This is a genomic window from Paracoccus suum, from assembly GCF_003324675.1.
Taxonomy (GTDB): Bacteria; Pseudomonadota; Alphaproteobacteria; order Rhodobacterales; family Rhodobacteraceae; genus Paracoccus; species Paracoccus suum.
In genome coordinates this window covers 2,352,269-2,369,592 of record NZ_CP030918.1, presented here as the reverse complement: position 1 = coordinate 2,369,592, position 17,324 = coordinate 2,352,269, and the positions used below count along the sequence as shown (strand labels likewise).

Annotated in this window: 18 protein-coding genes; 15 read left to right on the top strand and 3 right to left on the bottom strand. The window is 64.8% G+C overall.

Annotated elements, in window-relative coordinates; all coding sequences use genetic code 11:
- The first annotated feature begins 3 nt into the window (after nucleotides 1–3).
- The 7 genes from DRW48_RS11545 to DRW48_RS11515 all read left to right on the top strand — a co-directional run bounded on the left by DRW48_RS11545 (nucleotide 4) and on the right by DRW48_RS11515 (nucleotide 6,757).
- Entirely contained in the window at nucleotides 4–441 is a 438-nt protein-coding gene (locus tag DRW48_RS11545; protein WP_114076565.1) for a DUF6691 family protein, read from the top strand.
- 22 nt (nucleotides 442–463) lie between these two features.
- Complete coding sequence (locus DRW48_RS11540; protein ID WP_114076564.1) at nucleotides 464–1,348, top strand: MBL fold metallo-hydrolase; 885 nt, start codon at nucleotides 464–466, stop codon at nucleotides 1,346–1,348.
- Between the two features lie 37 nt (nucleotides 1,349–1,385).
- Nucleotides 1,386–1,877, top strand: coding sequence for a bacterioferritin (locus tag DRW48_RS11535; protein ID WP_114076563.1), 492 nt, complete (start codon nucleotides 1,386–1,388; stop codon nucleotides 1,875–1,877).
- Nucleotides 1,878–1,956: 79 nt separating this feature from the next.
- Nucleotides 1,957–3,636, top strand: coding sequence for a bifunctional protein tyrosine phosphatase family protein/NAD(P)/FAD-dependent oxidoreductase (locus DRW48_RS11530; RefSeq protein ID WP_114076562.1), 1,680 nt, complete (start codon nucleotides 1,957–1,959; stop codon nucleotides 3,634–3,636).
- A gap of 100 nt (nucleotides 3,637–3,736) precedes the next feature.
- Nucleotides 3,737–5,476, top strand: a complete 1,740-nt coding sequence (locus DRW48_RS11525) for a SulP family inorganic anion transporter (RefSeq protein ID WP_114076561.1) — start codon at nucleotides 3,737–3,739, stop codon at nucleotides 5,474–5,476.
- Between the two features lie 19 nt (nucleotides 5,477–5,495).
- Entirely contained in the window at nucleotides 5,496–6,395 is a 900-nt protein-coding gene (locus DRW48_RS11520; RefSeq protein ID WP_114076560.1) for an MBL fold metallo-hydrolase, read from the top strand.
- Between the two features lie 2 nt (nucleotides 6,396–6,397).
- Entirely contained in the window at nucleotides 6,398–6,757 is a 360-nt protein-coding gene (locus DRW48_RS11515) for a rhodanese-like domain-containing protein (RefSeq protein WP_114076559.1), read from the top strand.
- Nucleotides 6,758–6,931: 174 nt separating this feature from the next.
- On the opposite strand, the gene DRW48_RS11510 is transcribed toward DRW48_RS11515, so the two are convergent.
- Together DRW48_RS11510 and DRW48_RS11505 are read right to left on the bottom strand one after the other, a co-directional pair.
- Nucleotides 6,932–8,299 (bottom strand): ATP-binding protein, encoded by a 1,368-nt coding sequence (locus DRW48_RS11510; RefSeq protein WP_199286090.1) that lies wholly within the window; start codon nucleotides 8,297–8,299, stop codon nucleotides 6,932–6,934.
- The gene (locus DRW48_RS11505) at nucleotides 8,299–9,030 is read right to left on the bottom strand and encodes a response regulator (protein WP_114076557.1); all 732 of its coding nucleotides are present in this window, start codon (nucleotides 9,028–9,030) and stop codon (nucleotides 8,299–8,301) included. Before DRW48_RS11505 ends, DRW48_RS11510 begins: the two co-directional genes overlap by 1 nt.
- Before the next feature lie 173 nt (nucleotides 9,031–9,203).
- Between DRW48_RS11505 and DRW48_RS11500 the strand changes: the two genes are divergently transcribed.
- The 6 genes from DRW48_RS11500 to DRW48_RS11475 all read left to right on the top strand — a co-directional run bounded on the left by DRW48_RS11500 (nucleotide 9,204) and on the right by DRW48_RS11475 (nucleotide 14,035).
- A complete protein-coding gene (locus tag DRW48_RS11500) occupies nucleotides 9,204–9,746 on the top strand; it encodes an EF-hand domain-containing protein (RefSeq protein ID WP_114076556.1) in 543 nt (180 codons plus the stop codon).
- 63 nt (nucleotides 9,747–9,809) lie between these two features.
- On the top strand, nucleotides 9,810–10,313 hold the full coding sequence (locus DRW48_RS11495) for a cytochrome b (RefSeq protein WP_114076555.1): 504 nt from the start codon (nucleotides 9,810–9,812) through the stop codon (nucleotides 10,311–10,313).
- A gap of 66 nt (nucleotides 10,314–10,379) precedes the next feature.
- On the top strand, nucleotides 10,380–10,817 hold the full coding sequence (locus DRW48_RS11490) for an EF-hand domain-containing protein (RefSeq protein ID WP_241963251.1): 438 nt from the start codon (nucleotides 10,380–10,382) through the stop codon (nucleotides 10,815–10,817).
- Nucleotides 10,818–10,868: 51 nt separating this feature from the next.
- Nucleotides 10,869–12,098 (top strand): HlyD family secretion protein, encoded by a 1,230-nt coding sequence (locus tag DRW48_RS11485; RefSeq protein WP_114076554.1) that lies wholly within the window; start codon nucleotides 10,869–10,871, stop codon nucleotides 12,096–12,098.
- Nucleotides 12,095–13,267 (top strand): FtsX-like permease family protein, encoded by a 1,173-nt coding sequence (locus DRW48_RS11480; protein ID WP_114076553.1) that lies wholly within the window; start codon nucleotides 12,095–12,097, stop codon nucleotides 13,265–13,267. Before DRW48_RS11485 ends, DRW48_RS11480 begins: the two co-directional genes overlap by 4 nt.
- Nucleotides 13,268–13,279: 12 nt before the next feature.
- The gene (locus tag DRW48_RS11475) at nucleotides 13,280–14,035 is read left to right on the top strand and encodes an ATP-binding cassette domain-containing protein (RefSeq protein ID WP_114076552.1); all 756 of its coding nucleotides are present in this window, start codon (nucleotides 13,280–13,282) and stop codon (nucleotides 14,033–14,035) included.
- A gap of 560 nt (nucleotides 14,036–14,595) precedes the next feature.
- On the opposite strand, the gene DRW48_RS15980 is transcribed toward DRW48_RS11475, so the two are convergent.
- Nucleotides 14,596–14,859 carry a hypothetical protein gene (locus DRW48_RS15980; RefSeq protein WP_162784747.1) on the bottom strand — a complete coding sequence of 88 codons (264 nt, stop codon included), beginning with the start codon at nucleotides 14,857–14,859 and terminating at the stop codon, nucleotides 14,596–14,598.
- 232 nt (nucleotides 14,860–15,091) lie between these two features.
- Here DRW48_RS15980 and DRW48_RS11465 point away from each other — a divergent pair, with 232 nt between their 5' ends.
- Complete coding sequence (locus DRW48_RS11465; protein WP_241963250.1) at nucleotides 15,092–15,709, top strand: NAD(P)/FAD-dependent oxidoreductase; 618 nt, start codon at nucleotides 15,092–15,094, stop codon at nucleotides 15,707–15,709.
- Nucleotides 15,710–16,055: 346 nt separating this feature from the next.
- Nucleotides 16,056–17,150: an ABC transporter substrate-binding protein gene (locus DRW48_RS11460; protein WP_114076549.1), complete on the top strand. Its 1,095-nt coding sequence runs from the start codon at nucleotides 16,056–16,058 to the stop codon at nucleotides 17,148–17,150.
- Nucleotides 17,151–17,324 lie beyond the last annotated feature (174 nt).

Genomic DNA, 17,324 nt, shown 5'->3' with positions numbered 1-17,324 from the left:
GCCATGCGTTTGATCGCCGCCTACATCATCGGACTGGTGTTCGGCACCGGAATCGCACTCTCCGGCATGGCGAACCCGGCCAAGGTACTGAACTTCTTTGACATCGCGGGCAGCTGGGACCCGTCGCTCATCTTCGTGATGGGCGGAGCGCTGGTGACGACCTTCATCGGCTACCGGCTGGTCTTCGGGCGGCCCGCGCCCGTTCTGGCGGAGGCGTTTCAGGTGCCGATCAGCCGCACCGTCGATGCCCGCCTTCTGGGCGGCTCGGCTGTGTTCGGTATCGGCTGGGGCATCGCCGGTTTTTGCCCGGGCGGAGCGTTGCCCGCGCTCGGGACCGGCCGGTGGGAAGTGTTCGCCTTCATCGCAGCAGTGGTCGGGGGCATCTTCCTCGCCAGGTTCCTCCAGTCCAGAGGCGCGAGCGCCCGGCGCGCAACCGCCTGACGGTCTGCAAAAGGAGAATTTCATGACTCGCTATCCGATCAATCTGGACGTCAAGCCCGATGTCCATGCGTTCTTCGACGACGCGACCAACACCATCAGCTACATTGTGAAGGATCCTGCGTCGAACGCCTGCGCGATCGTCGACAGCGTCATGGACTTTGATTATGCGGCAGGGCGTATCACATACGACCATGCCGACATGCTCATCCGCAAGGTGGAGGAAATGGGCCTGTCGGTGGAGTGGATCATCGAGACCCACGTTCACGCCGACCATCTGAGCGCTGCGCCGTACCTGCAGCAGAAACTGGGCGGAAAGATCGGCATCGGCGCCAGAATCATGGTAGTGCAGGACACCTTCGGCAAGGTGTTCAACGAGGGTACCGAGTTCCAGCGCGACGGATCGCAGTTCGACGCACTGTTCGAGGATGGCGACACCTACATGGTGGGAAACATGCAGGCGGTCGCAATGGCGACGCCCGGCCACACGCCTGCCTGTATGACACACGTGATGGGTGACGCGGCCTTCGTCGGCGACACGCTCTTCATGCCGGATGGCGGATCGGCGCGGGCGGACTTCCCCGGCGGCGACGCCGGTACACTCTACGATTCTATCCAGAAAGTGCTGTCGCTGCCCGACGAGACGCGGCTCTTCATGTGTCACGACTACGGCCCGAACGGGCGCGAAATCCGCTGGGAGACGACCGTCGCCGATGAAAGGGCCCACAACATCCACGTAGGCGCCGGCAAGACACGTGACGAGTTCATCAAGTTCCGGACCGAGCGCGATGCGCAGCTCGCCATGCCCAGGCTCATCATCCCGTCGCTTCAGGTCAATATGCGCGCGGGCAAAGTGCCTACCGACAAGGACGGCAATCGCGTGCTCAAGGTGCCAGTCAACGGTCTTTGAGAATAGAACAGCGGCAACACGGCGAAAGGAGGATTCCATGTCCAACAACAAGACGGTGGAAAACCTGAACAAGGCGCTTCAGATGGAAATGAGCGCCGCGCATCAATATCAATTGCATGCGCATGTCCTCGACGATTGGGGACTCAATTTGCTTGCAGACAAGATGCGCGAGGAACAGGCAGAAGAAATCGGGCACTCCGACCTGTTCATCGAGCGTATCATGTTCTTGAAAGGAACGCCTGAGATCGCTTTCGCGAAATCACCCAAGCGAGCCGAAACCCTGACAGACATGTTCAAGGCGGACCTCGCCGATGAAGAGGAAGCCGTTGAATTCTATCTCAGCGCGGCCCGACAGGCCTATGAAGCCAACGATGTCGGATCGCGCATGCTCTTCGAAAAGATCGCAATGGATGAGGAAGGCCATAAGGCCTGGTTGGAGCTGCAACTGGAGTTGATCGAGCGCATCGGTGAACAGGCGTACAGCGCGAAAATGGTTTCAGTCATACAAGACGAAGAACCATCTGCTTGAAGAAGTCCGCAGGTGTGATGGCGGCGTTTCGGCGCCGGTGGACCGTCTTCGATCAAAACCAACCGGGAGGAATGCAACAATGGAACTGAAAGAAATCTCGCCGAAAGTCACGGTGTCCCCGCAGATCGCAGCCTCGGACATGGCCGCGATCAAGTCGGCTGGTTATCGCGCAATCATCTGCAACCGCCCCGACGGGGAAGGCGCGGATCAGCCGAGCTTCGAGGAGATCGAGGCCGCTGCCAAGGCCGAGGGGATCGAGGCGAGATATGTCCCGGTTCAGTCCGGGATGGTAACTGACGACGATGTTGCTGCCTTCGGTCAGGCGCTGGCAGAGGTGCAACGCCCGGTTCTGGCCTACTGCCGGACTGGCACACGCTCGGCGACACTCTGGTCGCTGCACGAGGCGAAAAAGCGGCCGGTTTCCGAAATCCTCGCCATGACGAAGGCGGCAGGCTATGACATGAACGGTGTCGCGCGCCGCGTCGCCAATGGCGGGAAGACGCCGACCGACACCGGCGACGCTCATTACAAGGTGGTGATCGTCGGCGCGGGCGCCGGCGGCATCGCGGTCGCTGCCAGCCTCAAGGCGCGCAAGCCGGGCCTCGAGATCGCGATCATCGATCCTGCCGACATTCATTACTATCAGCCCGGCTGGACGATGGTCGGTGGCGGCATATTCGAGGCGCAGGAAACCGCCAAGACCATGGGCAGCCTGATCCCGAAAGATGTCACCTGGATCAAGGCCGCAGTCGCTGCGTTCGAGCCGCAGAACAACGCTGTCATCCTCGATGGCTGCCGCGTGGTGAAATACGATCGGCTTGTCGTTTGTCCTGGCCTTAAATTGGACTGGGGCAAGATCGAGGGCCTTGTCGAGACGCTCGGACGAAACGGCGTGACTTCGAACTATCGCTACGACCTCGCGCCCTATACCTGGCAACTGGTGCAGGAGATGCGCGGCGGGACCGCGGTCTTCACGCAGCCGCCGATGCCGATCAAATGCGCCGGCGCGCCGCAGAAGGCGATGTATCTCTCGGCCGACCACTGGCACCGCTCCGGGCGGCTGAAGGATATCGACATTCACTTCTGCAACGCGGGCGGCGTTCTCTTCGGCGTGAAGGACTACGTGCCGGCCTTGATGGAATACGTGAAGAAGTACGACGCGACGCTCGACTTCTTCCACAATCTCGTGGCGGTGGACGGACCGGCAAAAAAAGCCACCTTCGAAGTCAAGGAGCCGGAGAAGGAGCCCCGGCGCGTCGAGATGGAATTCGACATGATGCATGTCTGCCCGCCGCAGACCGCACCGGATTTCATCCGCGTCTCGCCCTTGGCCGATCAGGCGGGCTGGGTCGATGTCGATCAGGCCACACTGCGGCACAAGAGTTTCGACAATATCTGGGCGCTCGGCGACGTGATGAACGCGCCCAACGCCAAGACGGCCGCCGCGGCGCGCAAGCAGGCGCCCACGGTTGCCGAGAACATCGTTGCCGACATCGCCGGTCGCTCGGCCGTGGCGCAATACGACGGCTACGGCTCGTGCCCGCTGACGGTCGAGCGCGGCAAGATTGTCCTGGCCGAGTTCGGCTATGGCGGCGTGGTAATGCCGAGCTTCCCCTCTTTTGTGATCGACGGAACGAAGCCGAGCCGGGCCGCGTGGTTTCTGAAGGAGAAGATGCTGCCGCCGATCTACTGGCAGGCGATGCTTCGGGGGCGCGAGTGGATGGCGAAGCCCGCGAAGCTTGAGGTCGCTGCCGAGTAAGACGAGAACGCGCGCCGGCCTCTCCTCCCGCTGAGCACGCGTCCACGAACGGGGCGCACCGGTTGCGCCCCGTTCCCCAAACCCCAAGAGCTCACCCGCAATGATCCCAAGACTTGCCAGCTATTTTCCGATCCTCAGGTGGGGCCGGCAATACAACCGATCGGCGCTCACGAACGATCTCGTGGCGGCGGTGATCGTGACGATCATGCTGATCCCGCAGTCGCTGGCCTATGCGCTTCTGGCAGGCTTGCCGCCCGAAGCCGGGATCTACGCCTCGATCGCGCCGATCCTGCTCTACGCGGTCTTCGGCACGTCCCGCGCGCTCGCTGTGGGGCCTGTGGCGGTCGTGTCGCTCCTGACCGCCTCCGCCGTCGGTCAGGTCGCCGAGCAGGGCACCGCGGGCTATGCCGTCGCAGCGCTGACGCTCGCGGGGCTTTCCGGTGGCTTCCTGTTGCTGCTCGGCGTCTTCCGGCTGGGATTTCTGGCAAATTTCCTCAGCCATCCAGTGATCGCCGGGTTCATCACTGCTTCGGGCATCCTGATCGCGACGAGCCAGCTCAAGCATATCCTCGGGATCGAGGCGAGCGGTCACACGCTGATCGAGATGGTCGGTGCGCTTGTCTCGAATCTGGGGCAGATCAATCCGATAACGGTGGTCATAGGCGTCACGGCGACGGCATTTCTTTTCTGGGTGCGCAAGGGACTGAAGCCGCTCCTGCGCAAGATCGGCGCAGGTCCGCTTCTGGCCGACATAGTCACCAAGGCGGGGCCCGTGGCGGCAGTCGTGGTCACGACACTCGCGGTTTGGGCTTTCGGTCTCGCCGAGCGCGGCGTCTCCATCGTCGGCGAGGTGCCACAGTCCCTGCCGCCGCTGACCATGCCCGGTCTCGCACCCGAGCTGATCCGCCAACTGGCAATCCCGGCGATCCTGATCTCCATCATCGGCTTCGTGGAGTCCATTTCCGTCGCCCAGACGCTCGCTGCCAAGAAGCGTCAGCGCATCGACCCGAACCAGGAACTCATCGGCCTCGGCGCTGCGAATCTGGGCGCGGCCTTCACCGGCGGCTATCCCGTCACCGGCGGGTTCGCGCGCTCGGTCGTGAACTTCGACGCGGGCGCCGAAACGCCGGCTGCCGGCGCCTTTACCGCGATCGGCCTCGCGATTGCCGCGCTCGCCCTGACGCCGCTGGTCTATTACCTTCCCAACGCGACGCTGGCCGCCACAATCGTCGTCGCCGTGCTCAGCCTCGTCGACTTCTCGATCCTGAAGAAGACCTGGTCGTACTCACGCGCCGATTTCGCGGCGGTCACTGCCACGATTCTGCTGACCCTGACGCTGGGAGTCGAGATCGGCGTGGCCTCCGGCGTCATCCTCTCCATCGCGCTGCACCTCTACAAGACGTCCAAACCGCATGTCGCCGAGGTCGGGCTGGTTCCCGGAACGAACCATTTCCGGAACATCAACCGGCATGAAGTCGAAACGCATCCGGAGATCCTCGCCCTGCGTGTGGACGAGAGCCTCTACTTCGTGAACGCCCGGTTCCTCGAGGATCTGATCCAGGATCGCGTGGTCGACGGTCAGTCGCTGCGCCACGTGATCCTTATGTGCTCCGCGGTAAACGAGATCGACTACTCTGCCCTCGAAAGTCTGGAGGCGATCAATCACAGACTCACGGATCTTGGGGTCGGACTGCACCTATCGGAAGTGAAGGGTCCGGTGATGGACCGCCTCAGGACGACGCACTTCCTCGACCAACTCAATGGCCGCGTCTTCCTGTCCCAGTATGACGCCTGGAAGGCGCTCACCCAACCGGCCGATCCGGCCAAAGCCGCAGAATGACCTGAAAGGAAAGGACTGCATGACGATCCCGCATTCGAAAAGCGCATCCCGTGGACCTGGAAGCCCCGATGTCGTCGGTTTCTACGACGAGGCCTCGGGCAGCTGCCAGTACATCTGCATCGACCCGGCGACGAAGAAATGCGCGCTGATCGACGTGGTTCTCGACTTCAATCCCGCCCGCGCGCACACCTCGACCGAATGTGCCGACTGGGCGCTCGACTGGATCGAGCGCGAGGGTCTGACACTCGAATGGATCCTCGACACGCACCCCCATGCCGACCACCTGATGGCGGCCGCCTATCTCAAGGAGAAGACCGGCGCGCCCAACGCAATCGGCGAGAAGGTGCGCGAGATCGCAGAACTCTGGCGCGACTTCTACAACACGCCGGACGCATTCGACCCGGAGGCCGATTTCGATCGGCTCTTCGCCGAGGGCGACACGTTCCGCGTGGGCGAAATCGACGTGCGCGTGATGCTGTCGCCCGGCCACACTCTCGGCTCGATCACCTATGTGGTGGGCGACGCGATCTTCGCGCATGACACGTTCATGCAGCCTGACAGCGGAACCGCCCGCGCCGACTTCCCCGGCGGATCGGCCGCCATGCTCTACGACTCGCTGATGGCGATCCTCGCGCTGCCAGACGAGCATCGCATTTTCATTGGCCACGACTACGGCGCCAAGGGCCGCGATGGTCCGGCTTGGGAAAGTACAGTCGCCGAGCAGAAGGCGTCGAACAAGCACCTGGGGGGCGGCGTTCCGAAAGACGAATACGTGAAGGTCCGCGAGGCGCGAGACGCGACACTCAACCTACCCGACCGGATGCTGCATGCGCTGCAGTTCAATCTTCGGGGCGGCCGCCTGCCGGAACCGGAGGGTGACGGAAACAGCTACTTCAAGATACCGGCGAACAGGTTCTGATCATGGCACAACTCGAAAACTGGACTCCGGAACAAGTTAAGGCGGCGCTCGACGCGCACGAGATCGTATTGATCGATGTACGCACGCCGCCCGAATACATGATGGAGCATATTGATGGGGCACTGCTGATGCCCATGGCGTTCTTCCGTCCCGAAGCACTGCCCACACAGGACGGCAAGCGTATCGTGTTGCATTGCGGCTCGGGCGCCCGGTCAGGCAAGATAGCCGAGATCGCGCTGGCGGCGGGACTGTCGCCACTCGCGCATATGGAGGGCGGCTTCGGCGCATGGAAGCAGGCCGGTCTGCCCTACACCGGCACCGATATGGCCACGGGCGCACCCAAGGCGGTAGCGGCGGGCTGACGTGCCGGTTGATCGGCAAAGCCACGGAGAAGTCGCTTCGGCACCGTCGTCCCTTTGCGGCTTGGCTCTTTCGTCCCTACGGCCGGGGGTGCGCCTGGCGGTACTGAAACACGGCGACCACGTCATCTCGGGCGGTACGTGGCCGAACCGCACTGGGGATGCCAGCGGCAACCGTCATGTTTCCGATCGACGGAAATGTGACAGCGGCAGTTGCACCGTCGCCCGCAACCCGCCCTCTGCGCGATTCGACAGGACCACGTCGCCGCCATGGGCGCGCAGGATGGCCCGCGCGATGGGCAGGCCGAGGCCGATACCGCCCGTCTCGCGCGAGCGTGACGTCTCGAGCCGGGTGAAGGGGTCGAAGACCTTGTCCAGATCCTGCTCCGGGATGCCGGGACCATCGTCCTCGATCCGCATCTCCGCGCGATCGCCAACCCGCGTGACCGACACCCGCGCCCCGCGGCCGTAGCGCTGCGCGTTCTCCATCAGGTTGCGCAGGGCGCGCCGGATCGCCGTGCGGCGGACCTCGGCCCTGACCGGTTCCGATGATAACACGGCGATCTGCGGACCCGTCTCGGAGAGCTCGTCCGCGAGCTCGCCCACGAGAAGGGAAAGATCGCACGTCTCCATCGGCTGGTCGGTGGAGACGCCTCGCGCGTAGGCCAGCGTCGAGTCCACCATCTCCTGCATTTCTTCGAGCGTGGCGGCCATCCGTTCGCGCGTCTCGTCATCATCGACCATCTCCGCGCGGACCCGCAGCGCCGTGATGGGAGAACGCAGGTCGTGGCCGAGCGCGGCAAGCATCCGGGTTCGATCCGCGATCATGGCCGTAAGGCGCGCATGCATGCGCCCCAGTGCGTCGGACAGGGCGCGCACCTCGCGCGGGCCGTGCCTTGGCATCTTGGGAGCGGGCGCATCGAGGCCTAACCCGTCCGCGGCATCCGCAAGCTGCCGGAGCGGCCTGGTGATCCGTCCTAGCCCGAACCAGAGCGCCGCCATCAGCAGCGCCAGCGACAGAAGCGTGGCGCCCATGAGCGCGGGCGGCGCCTGGATGTCCGGCCTCTGGAACCGGGCTTGGACATTGAGCCAGTCGCCCTCGCCAAGCGGGATCGAAATCCGGAACTCCACCGGCGCGACACCCGCCGCGCGCATCCGCTCGTGCAGCCAGGCGAATGCGGCGGGCGGCTCTGCGGGCTGTCCATCATGCGGCGACACGGTGATTTCCGTCGCGCGGATGTCGCCGCCTTCGAGCGCCGGCAACTCCATGCGCCCTGTCTCGACTAAGGGCCCATCGCCCACGCTGAACCGGACAAGGCGGGAGTTCACCGCTGCGAGGATGCTCTCCTGGCTCTCGGTTGGCGCCGCATCGAGCGCGCGGGCCACCGCTTCAGCACGTTCGACCGTCTCGAACCGTTGTGCCGCGCGGATCGCCGCGCCGCGTTCGTCGGCGAAGAGCCAGATGCTGATCGCCTGCGCAGCCAGGAAGGCCCCGAGGATCAGTAGCGCCAATTGGCCGAGCAGGCTGCGGGGGACGAGACGCATCACGTCACCTCGCGGACGTCGGCGGCAAGGCTGTAGCCGCCCGACCGGATCGTCGCGATGATCTGAGGATGCGCCGGATCATCTTCGATCTTGCGGCGCAGGCGGCTCACCTGATTGTCTATGGTCCGGTCGAAGACATCCGCCGTGCGCCCGCTGGTGATGTCGAGCAGCTGGTCGCGCGACAGCACGAAGCGCGGCCGTTCGAGGAAGGCCGTCAGCAGTTTGAACTCCGCCGTGGTGAGCGAGACCTCGAGCCCGTCCTCGTGCGTCAGCGCGCGCGTGTCGGTGTCCAGCACCCATCCCGCGAAGGTCAGCTTGCGCCCGCCAAGCGCGCCCGCCAGCGGCTCGGGCCGGTCGGAGCGACGCAGGATCGCCTTCACCCGGGCCAGCAGCTCGCGCGGGTTGAAGGGCTTCACCAGGTAGTCGTCGGCGCCGACCTCGAGCCCCACGATCCGGTCGGTATCCTCGCCAAGCGCGCTGAGCATCAGCACCGGTGGACCGCCTGCCGCAGCCAGCCGACGCGCCGCCGACAGCCCGTCTTCCCCCGGCATCATCACGTCGAGCACGACGAGATCGAAGCGGCCCGCGCGGAGCGCCGCGTCCATTTCGGGCACGTCCCTGGCGGCGCTCGCGCGCATGCCGTTCTTTTCAAGGTAGCGCGTCACCGCATCGCGGATTTCACGATGATCGTCGACGACAAGAATATGCGGTGCGCGGGCGGGATCGGTCATAAGTCCTTGATAGCGCGGGGTGACCCTGTTCGGGAGATTATTCTGTCCAGATCCGTCGCAGCGAGGCGGCTTTGCGACAAAGCGATACAATTCGGGGGTCGGACCGGCACTCTTCTGCGACAAGGGGCCTCCATCTTCGCCTCATCGAAACCAGAAACCCGAAGAGGTGACCCATGAAACGCAAGACCATTCTGACCCTCGGCGCAGCCGCCACCGCCGCCGTGATCGGCGCCATCGCCATCCCCGCCATCGCCGGTGGCTGGGGTCCGCACGACGGCTGGGGCCCGCGACAGATGATGCAGATGATGCATGGCGACCAGGCCGGCTTCATGCAGGACGGCCGCGGCCCCGGCATGATGATGCAGCGCGGAGGGCCCCATTTCAATAATCCGGGGCCGATGGGGATGGGCGGCATGGCCGACAACCCGGTCTACCAGTCCTTCGACTCTGATGAGGACGGCACGGTGACGGCGGCCGAACTCGAGGCAGGCATCGCCGCGCTGCACACCGAGCACGATGGTGACGGGAACGGCGCGCTGTCCTCGGACGAGTTCGCAGCCCTCTTCGCAGAGGTCACCCGCGGCATGGCCGAGCGGCCCTTCACCATGCTCGATGCCAACGAGGACGGCGAAATCAGCGCCGAAGAGATGGCGTTCCCGGCGCAGATGATGGCCCGCATGCAGCGCATGCACGGCGCCGATGCCGAACAGCAATGACAAGAGCGTGCGGTCGGCGTCGCAACGGCGCCGGCCCGCTGCGCACGACGAGGGACCTGAGCCATGACCGCCACGACCGCCGCTCCACAAGGATATTCCGCCACCCAGATCGCCCTGCACTGGGCCGTCGCCGTGCTCGTCGCCGGGCAGTACATCTTCAAGGACGCCATCTCGGGCGCCTGGGATGCGATCCGCGCGGGCGAGACCTATGCCTTCGACCCGCTGATCCTCGCCCATGTGGCGGGCGGCGCATTGATCCTCGCCTTCGTCGTCTCGCGCCTCGTGCTGCGCCTGACCCGCGGTGTGCCTGCGGCCCCCGAGAACGAGCCCGCGCCGCTGAAGACCCTGAGTCACATCGCGCACTGGGCTTTCTACGCAGTGCTCGCGGCGATGGCCGTTACCGGCTCGCTGGCCTGGTTCGCTGACGTGACACCCGCCGCACAGGCGCACAACGTGCTCAAGGTCGTGCTGCTCGCCCTCATCGCGCTGCACGTGCTCGCGGTGCCGTTTCACCGCCTCGTTCTGAAGAACAACGTGATGCGGCGGATGATCCGCCCGTCTGCCTGAACAATGCGCCCGATGCGCACAGCAGGATCGGGCTATCCCACGCCCAGAAAATCAAGGAATTCACTCGTGAAACGCCACCTCATCCCCGCCATCTTTGTCCTCACCGCCACCGCCACCGCCACCGCTGCCCTGGCCCAGACCACGCCCGGAGACCAGTTCATGCAAAGCTGGGACCTTGATGGAAACGGCGCGGCAACACTGGAAGAATTGCGCGAAATGCGCGGCAACGTGTTCATGGCCTTCGATGCCGATCAGAATGACATCCTCGACGCCGATGAATACGTCTATTTCGACGAGGCGCGCGCCAATGACGTCGCCAACTACGAGGCCGACCAGCGCGATCAGATGCAGGCCGTTGCCGATGGCATGAACCTGACCGCCAGCGATACCGATGGCAATGGCATCGTCGGGCGTGAAGAGTTCCTCGCCGGCACGGACGGTTGGTTGGCCGAGCTCGACAAGGACGGCGATGGCGTCATCACGCTGGACGATTTTGCCATGTGATCATCCGGGGGCGCCGCTGCGCGCCCCCTGCCACCGGAAAGGATCAGACAGATGACCGCCCCCGACACCCCCGACCTGCCGCTCGACCTGGGCCGGGACACAGGCGACGCCGCCGCCCCGGCGCGGCGCCGGCGCTGGTTCCGCAAGCGTTATCTGTTGGTCCTGCTGATCCCGGTCTTCATGTTTTCGGGCGCAGTGATCGGGCTCTATTACCAGCCGCCGGGGCTGCAGAACTTCTATGCCCTAACCGGGCTGCAACCCGGCGGCGGGGCCGACAACCCGATCGCGCTGCCTCCCGAGATCGACCTGCCCGAGGAGATGGCCGAGACCCTGTTGCCGTCTGACGTGGTGGGTTTGGCGCGCCTGATGCCCCGTGGCGACGTCGCCATCGTCGCCGCCCCTTACGGCGCGGGCGATGCACGGGTCGCCGAGATCCTCGTCTCGGTCGGCGACCGCGTGTCCCGGGGCGACATGCTGGCCCGGCTCGACAACATGCAGGCCCTGGAAAGCGCCGTCCTGACGGCGGAGGCAACCCTCGCCGTCCGGCAGGCGACCCTCGCGCAGACGCGCAGCGCCGTCGCCGCGAGCCGGGCCGAGGCGCAGGCGACCCTCGATCAGGCGCGCGCCACCGCGCGCGAGGCGCAAGCGAACCTCGCGCGGACCGAGGGGCTGGCCGAGCGCGGTGTCGCCACCGAGGCCACGCTCGATGCGGCGCGCACCGCGGCCGAGGAAGCCGGTCTGGCCGTCGTACGGGCCGAGGCGACACTGGCGCGCTTTACTGGCACGGCGCTGGACGACCAGCCCGATGTCGTCGTGGCCGCACGCAACGTGGACGCCGCGCAGGCGGAGCTTGCGCGTGCTCGCGCCGACATGGCCCAGGCCGAGGTGCGCGCGCCCGTCGACGGCACGATCCTCGAGGTCAACGCGACACCCGGCCAGCGCCCGCCCGCCGAAGGCATCATGGAGATGGGCGACACAAGCGCCATGATGGCAGAAGTCGAGGTCTGGCAGGATCGTGTCGCTGCCGTCGCGCCGGGCCAACCGGTCGAGCTTGCCGCCCCCGCACTGGGGCAAGGCGTGCGCGGCACGGTCGAAAGCATCGGCCTGACCGTCGGGCGGCAGGGACTGATCTCGGACGATGCCGCGGCAAATTCCGACGCGCGCGTGATCCGGGTGCTTGTGGCGCTCGATCCCGCGTCCTCGCGCCTTGCCGCGCGCTATGTCGGGCTGGAGGCGGTGGCCCGCATCGACACGGGCGCGCCTGCGCGGGTCGGTCAATGAGCCGTCTTCTGCAATGGATCTTCGGGCGGCTGCCGATCGGCTGGCTGCAACTGACCCACAAGCGGGGTCGGTTCGTGGCGGCCCTGTCGGGCGTCGCCTTCGCCAATGTCCTCGTTTTCGTGCAGCTCGGCATCATGAACTCGATGGCCGCGGCGACGCTGAAACCCTACGAGCTTTTCCAGGCCGACATCATGATCTCGGCCGCAGACGCCAACGCGTTGGCCGAAGGCAGCAACGTGGCGCGGCAATGGATGCTGCAGGCCTTCGCGGCCCCCGACGTCGTTGCCGGCATGGGGCTGTTCGTGGGCAACGCGCCCTGGGATCGCGGCGACACCGACATCACCTTCACCACCTTCGGGATCGACCCCGGCCAGCCGGGGTTCGCGTCGCCCGCGATCGCCGGCGATCTTGCGTTGCTGCAGGTGCAGGACGTCGCAATCCTCGACCGGCTGGCGCGCGGCCTGCCGCGCGACGAGGCCGCCGCGATCCGCCCGCAGACGCCCCTGTCCTTCGAGACGCAAGGCCGCACGCTCACTGCGCTCGACACCTTCGCGGGCGGCGGCGGCTTCGGGGGCGACGGCTACATGTTCGTGTCGGACCAGACCTTCCTTTCGCTCTTTCCTGCGCGCAGTTCGGCCGCGCCGGACCATATCCTGCTGCGCCTGCGGCCTGGTGCAGATGCGGACGCTGTCATCGCGCGGCTGGCTGGGCTGATTTCCGAGGACAGCCTGCGCATCCGCAGCTACGCCGAAGCCGCGCAGGAGGATCTGCGCTATCAGCAGACGCAGCGGCCCACGGGCGTGATCTTTGGTTTCGGCGTGCTGATCGGCGTTCTGGTCGGGCTCGTGATCGTCTACCAGGTCCTGTCGGCGGACGTGGCCGACCACCTGCGCGAATACGCGACCTTCAAGGCCATGGGCTACGGGCCGCGCTTCTTCCTCGGCATCGTCGTCGAGGAGGCGCTGGTGCTCGGCCTTCTGGGCTTTCTGCCCGGGCTTGTGGTGGGCACAGCGATTCTGACGCTCATGGGCGCAATCACCACCCTGCCGTTGTCGATGACGCCCGCTATGGCGCTCATGGTCTTCGCAGGCACGGTCGTCTTCTCAGTGCTCTCGGGGGTGATTGCCACGCGCAAGCTGTCCGCGGCCGACCCGGCCGACCTGTTCTGAGGAGCCACAGGCATGAGCAACGAGACCGTCCTCGACATACGCGGCCTGAACCACTGGTTCGGCAGCGGCGACGCGCGCAAACAGGCCTTGTTCGACATCGACATGACGCTGGAGCGTGGCAGCTTTACCGTGCTGATGGGGCCGTCGGGCTCTGGCAAGACCACGCTGCTGACACTGGCCGGATGTCTGCGCGGCGTGGAAGACGGGTCGGTGCGGCTCATGGGGCACGAGTTGCGCGATGCGCCCGAGGCAGAGCTGACCCTGCTGCGCCAGCGGCTGGGGTTCATCTTCCAGGCGCACAATCTGCATGAAAGCCTCACGGCGTTGCAGAACGTCATCATGGGGGTACAGGTCCGCCCCGGCGTGCCGGATGGTCTGGCCCGGCAAGCAGCGGCCCGTGCTCTCGATCTGGTTGGGCTGTCCGACCGACTGCACTACCTGCCCGCGAACCTGTCGGGCGGGCAGAAGCAGCGCGTCGCGGTGGCCCGTGCGCTGGTTGGCAACCCTGCGATGGTGCTGGCGGACGAGCCAACAGCAGCGTTGGACAAGGACAGCGCCGCCGATGTGATCGATCTTCTCAAGCGTCTCGCCGCGGCGCGGGGCACAACGACCCTTCTGGTCACCCACGACAACCGCATCCTCGACCGTGCCGACTGCATCCTCACGCTCGAGGATGGCCGTATCGTCTCCAGCGACATCGGACCGGCCGCAAAACTCACCGACCGCAACGAATATTCGGAGGCGGCGTCATCCAGTCCGCAGGGATGATCAAGATGGCGACGGAATTCTGTTCATGTGCCGCGACATCTTCCGGAATGGGACGCGCTCGCGGAGGCTCAACCATCTGATGTTGATTTTTTGCTTTTTATACAGAGCCTTGGGCGTCAGAGAACGTTCGACGCCAGACCCACCCCCTCCGCCATTTTCCCTGAAAAATTCACGATTATAAGGGTTTCAGGGGGGCTATTCCCGTATTGTTCCCCATTTTTTGGGGTCCTGACCGGCCGTCCCGACAGCGGAAACGCCAAGCCCCGGCGCAGGGCCGGGGCTCGACAGTGGGCCTTACGGCGCGGGTCGGGGCGCGTGCCCCTACACCCGATCCAGCACGCCCTTCACGCCCGCCTCGCGCAGCGCGGCCGCCAGCACGTCCGGCCGACGCCCGACGCGATCAGCTTCTTCACGTCCTCGGGGCCAATCGGCAGACGCCTAGCAAGGGCGGGATTGCGCGCCCGCAGGTCGGCATGGAAGTCCTCGATGAATGGTCAGCGGCAACCTTTGGCTGCAGGACGAGCGTCGCGGCGACGCGATCGACGTTGGCCGACAGCACGTTATCCACCACCTTCTAAAGGTGGCCGCGGTCGATCTTGTCCAGCAGCCGGTCTGCCTCGATGGCGGGCTTGTCCGTCAGTCCGATCCTGGGCCGACTTGGCCAGGGCGGCCTTGGTCCGCGCGTCGATTCCGACGACCAGCGTTGCCACCAATGCGATCGCCCCGTCCTGGGCGTTTGCGATGGCCTGTTTGATGATGCCGGCGGACATGGCCGCGACCGGGACGAGGGCAAGGAGCACGATCAAGGCTTTCGTTTCGGTCACGGAGTGGTCTCCTATCAAAGAAAGGGCTGTGAGGATCATGGCTCCGGAGACTCCGTCCGGGCACAACTGACGGAATTTCTACGGGTCCGAGACAGCTTCGTTGATGGCCCGTCACTCACGGCGTCGAGTGCCTGCTCAATCAGGTCCGCATCCAGCCGGTCAAACTTGTTTGCCAGCACCATCGCCGGATGGTTGACCGCGTTGGGTCGTCAGCACCCTCGATGGTCACCACGTGCGCGCGCGCCACATGATCCTCGCCACGGGTACCTACACCGGCGAGCTGGTCCCGCAACTGGCACGCCGACTCGCACGGACTGTTGTACCGGTGCTGTCGTGGCAGATGTCGACTGATCCCATCGGCGATAACCTTCGCCGCCATGTGCTGCCTGGACGGCAAGCGGTGTCAGACACGCGCGGCGACCTGCGATTCTTCCGCTACGACGCCCGCAACCGACTGGTCACGGGTGGTGTCGTAATGGGACACCGGGACATGGCCCGCCGGGTTGCACAAAAGGCCGCCTCGACCTTGGCCGAGGCATATCCCGAGCTTGGCGTTCAGCGGATGAGCCACGTCTGGTCGGGCTATGTCGGAATGACCTGGGACCGCTTTCCGCGGATCCACAAGCTGGGACCCGACGCGTGGACCTGGATCGGCTGCAATGGTCGCGGGGTCGCGTTAGGCGTCGCGCTGGGACGCGAAATGGCGCGTGCGGTATCGGGCACCGCCCTAGACACGCTGGCGCTGCCGCTGTCAGAGCCACAGCCCCTTCCCCTGCACCGCTTTGCCCGCTGGATTGCGCCCAATTATCTCGCCTGGATGCGCCGCAAGGATGTTCGGGAAATAAAGTGAGTTGCACGCACCTGGCGTGTCGGGCGGCTTAGGAAGATATCGCAAAAAAACTGGTGAGGCCTCGAGGGGACTGTGCCGCAACCTCGACGCCATTGATAGCTCACGGCAAGTGCCCGTCGCGCGGACACCTGCGCTGATGCCACACATCCATCGGCTGGCAGGGGCAGCTTTGCTGGTCCCGGCAGCGATTCTGCGTTTCAGAGCCGCGTCCGCGTCGGACAATCCTGGCAACTTTTCGACGCCGGCGTCTCCCCGCCACCTGCACGTCAATTCTGCTTGCGCGCCTTATGCAACTCTCTCTAATCTCAAGATATCAAGATATGTGATCCACCAATTTTCGTAGCGGATGGAGGATATCTCTGTGCTGAGGGCGATACTGACCACGGTTGCGTCTTTCGCGCTCGCCAACATGGCGACGGCAGAAGAAAACACGATCAACTTCAGATCCTGGGGCGGCGCCTACAGCGCCGCGCAAAAACAGGCCTACGTCCAGCGTTTCCAAGAGGCGACCGGGATAAAGGTCAACATGATCGACGTCGACAACCCGGCGACACCGATCAAGGCCGAGGTCGAGGCCGGTAACGTCATGACCGACGCTGCGACCGTGGAATACGCGGATGCGATCAGCCTGTGCGACCAGGGCCTGCTCGAGCCGATGGACATGGCGATCTTTGCGCCCGGCGCTGACGGCACGCCGCCGGAGAAGGATTTTCTGGAGGGGACGATCAGTGATTGCTTCGTGGCTAGCGACGTCTCGGCCACGATCATCGGCTATGACACCACCAAGTTTCCGAATGGCGAGCCCTCCACCGTCGCGGACTTCTTTGATCTCGAGAAATATCCCGGCAAGCGTGGCCTGAGAAAGAGCCCGAAGGTCAACCTTGAACTCGCGCTGATGGCGGACGGCGTCCCCCCGGCGGACGTCTACGCAACGCTGGAGACGCCGGAAGGCATCGACAGGGCCTTTAGGAAGCTCGACACCATCAAGCCCAGTGCGGTCTGGTGGGAGGCCGGCGCGCAGCCGCCACAGCTGTTGGCAGACGGCGAGGTCACCATGACCACCTCCTATAACGGGCGCATTTTCGATGCGATGATCAACGAAGCCAAACCCTTCAAGATCATCTGGCAGGGAGAGGTCTACGAGTTCGAGGGGATCGTCATTCCGAAAGGTGCCCCGAACGTCGAACTTGCCAAGAAATTCATCAATTTTGCCACCGAGCCTCAGTCGATGGCCAACCTGACCCGCTACATCAGCTATGGCCCCACCCGCAAATCGGCCGCCGCCCTTGTTACGACTTACAAGGACGACAAGACCGAAATGATGCCCAACCTGCCCACCAGCGAAGTGAATCTGAAGGAAGCCCTTCCCTCCAGCAACGAGTTCTGGGCAGATCACGACAGCGAATTGACCGAACGTTTCAATTCGTGGCTGGCGGGATGAATGGAACTGAGGATGGCAATTGAAATGGCGCCCCGCGTGGGCGCCGTTTTTAAGCTCGGGGCTGTCAGCTGAGAGAGTAGCGAGCCAACTGGCGTAGTATCCCTCCTAACAGCGCGGTCACGGGGGGCTGCTCAAGCCGATGGGACAGGTATCTTAGTCGCGGTTAGATCAACA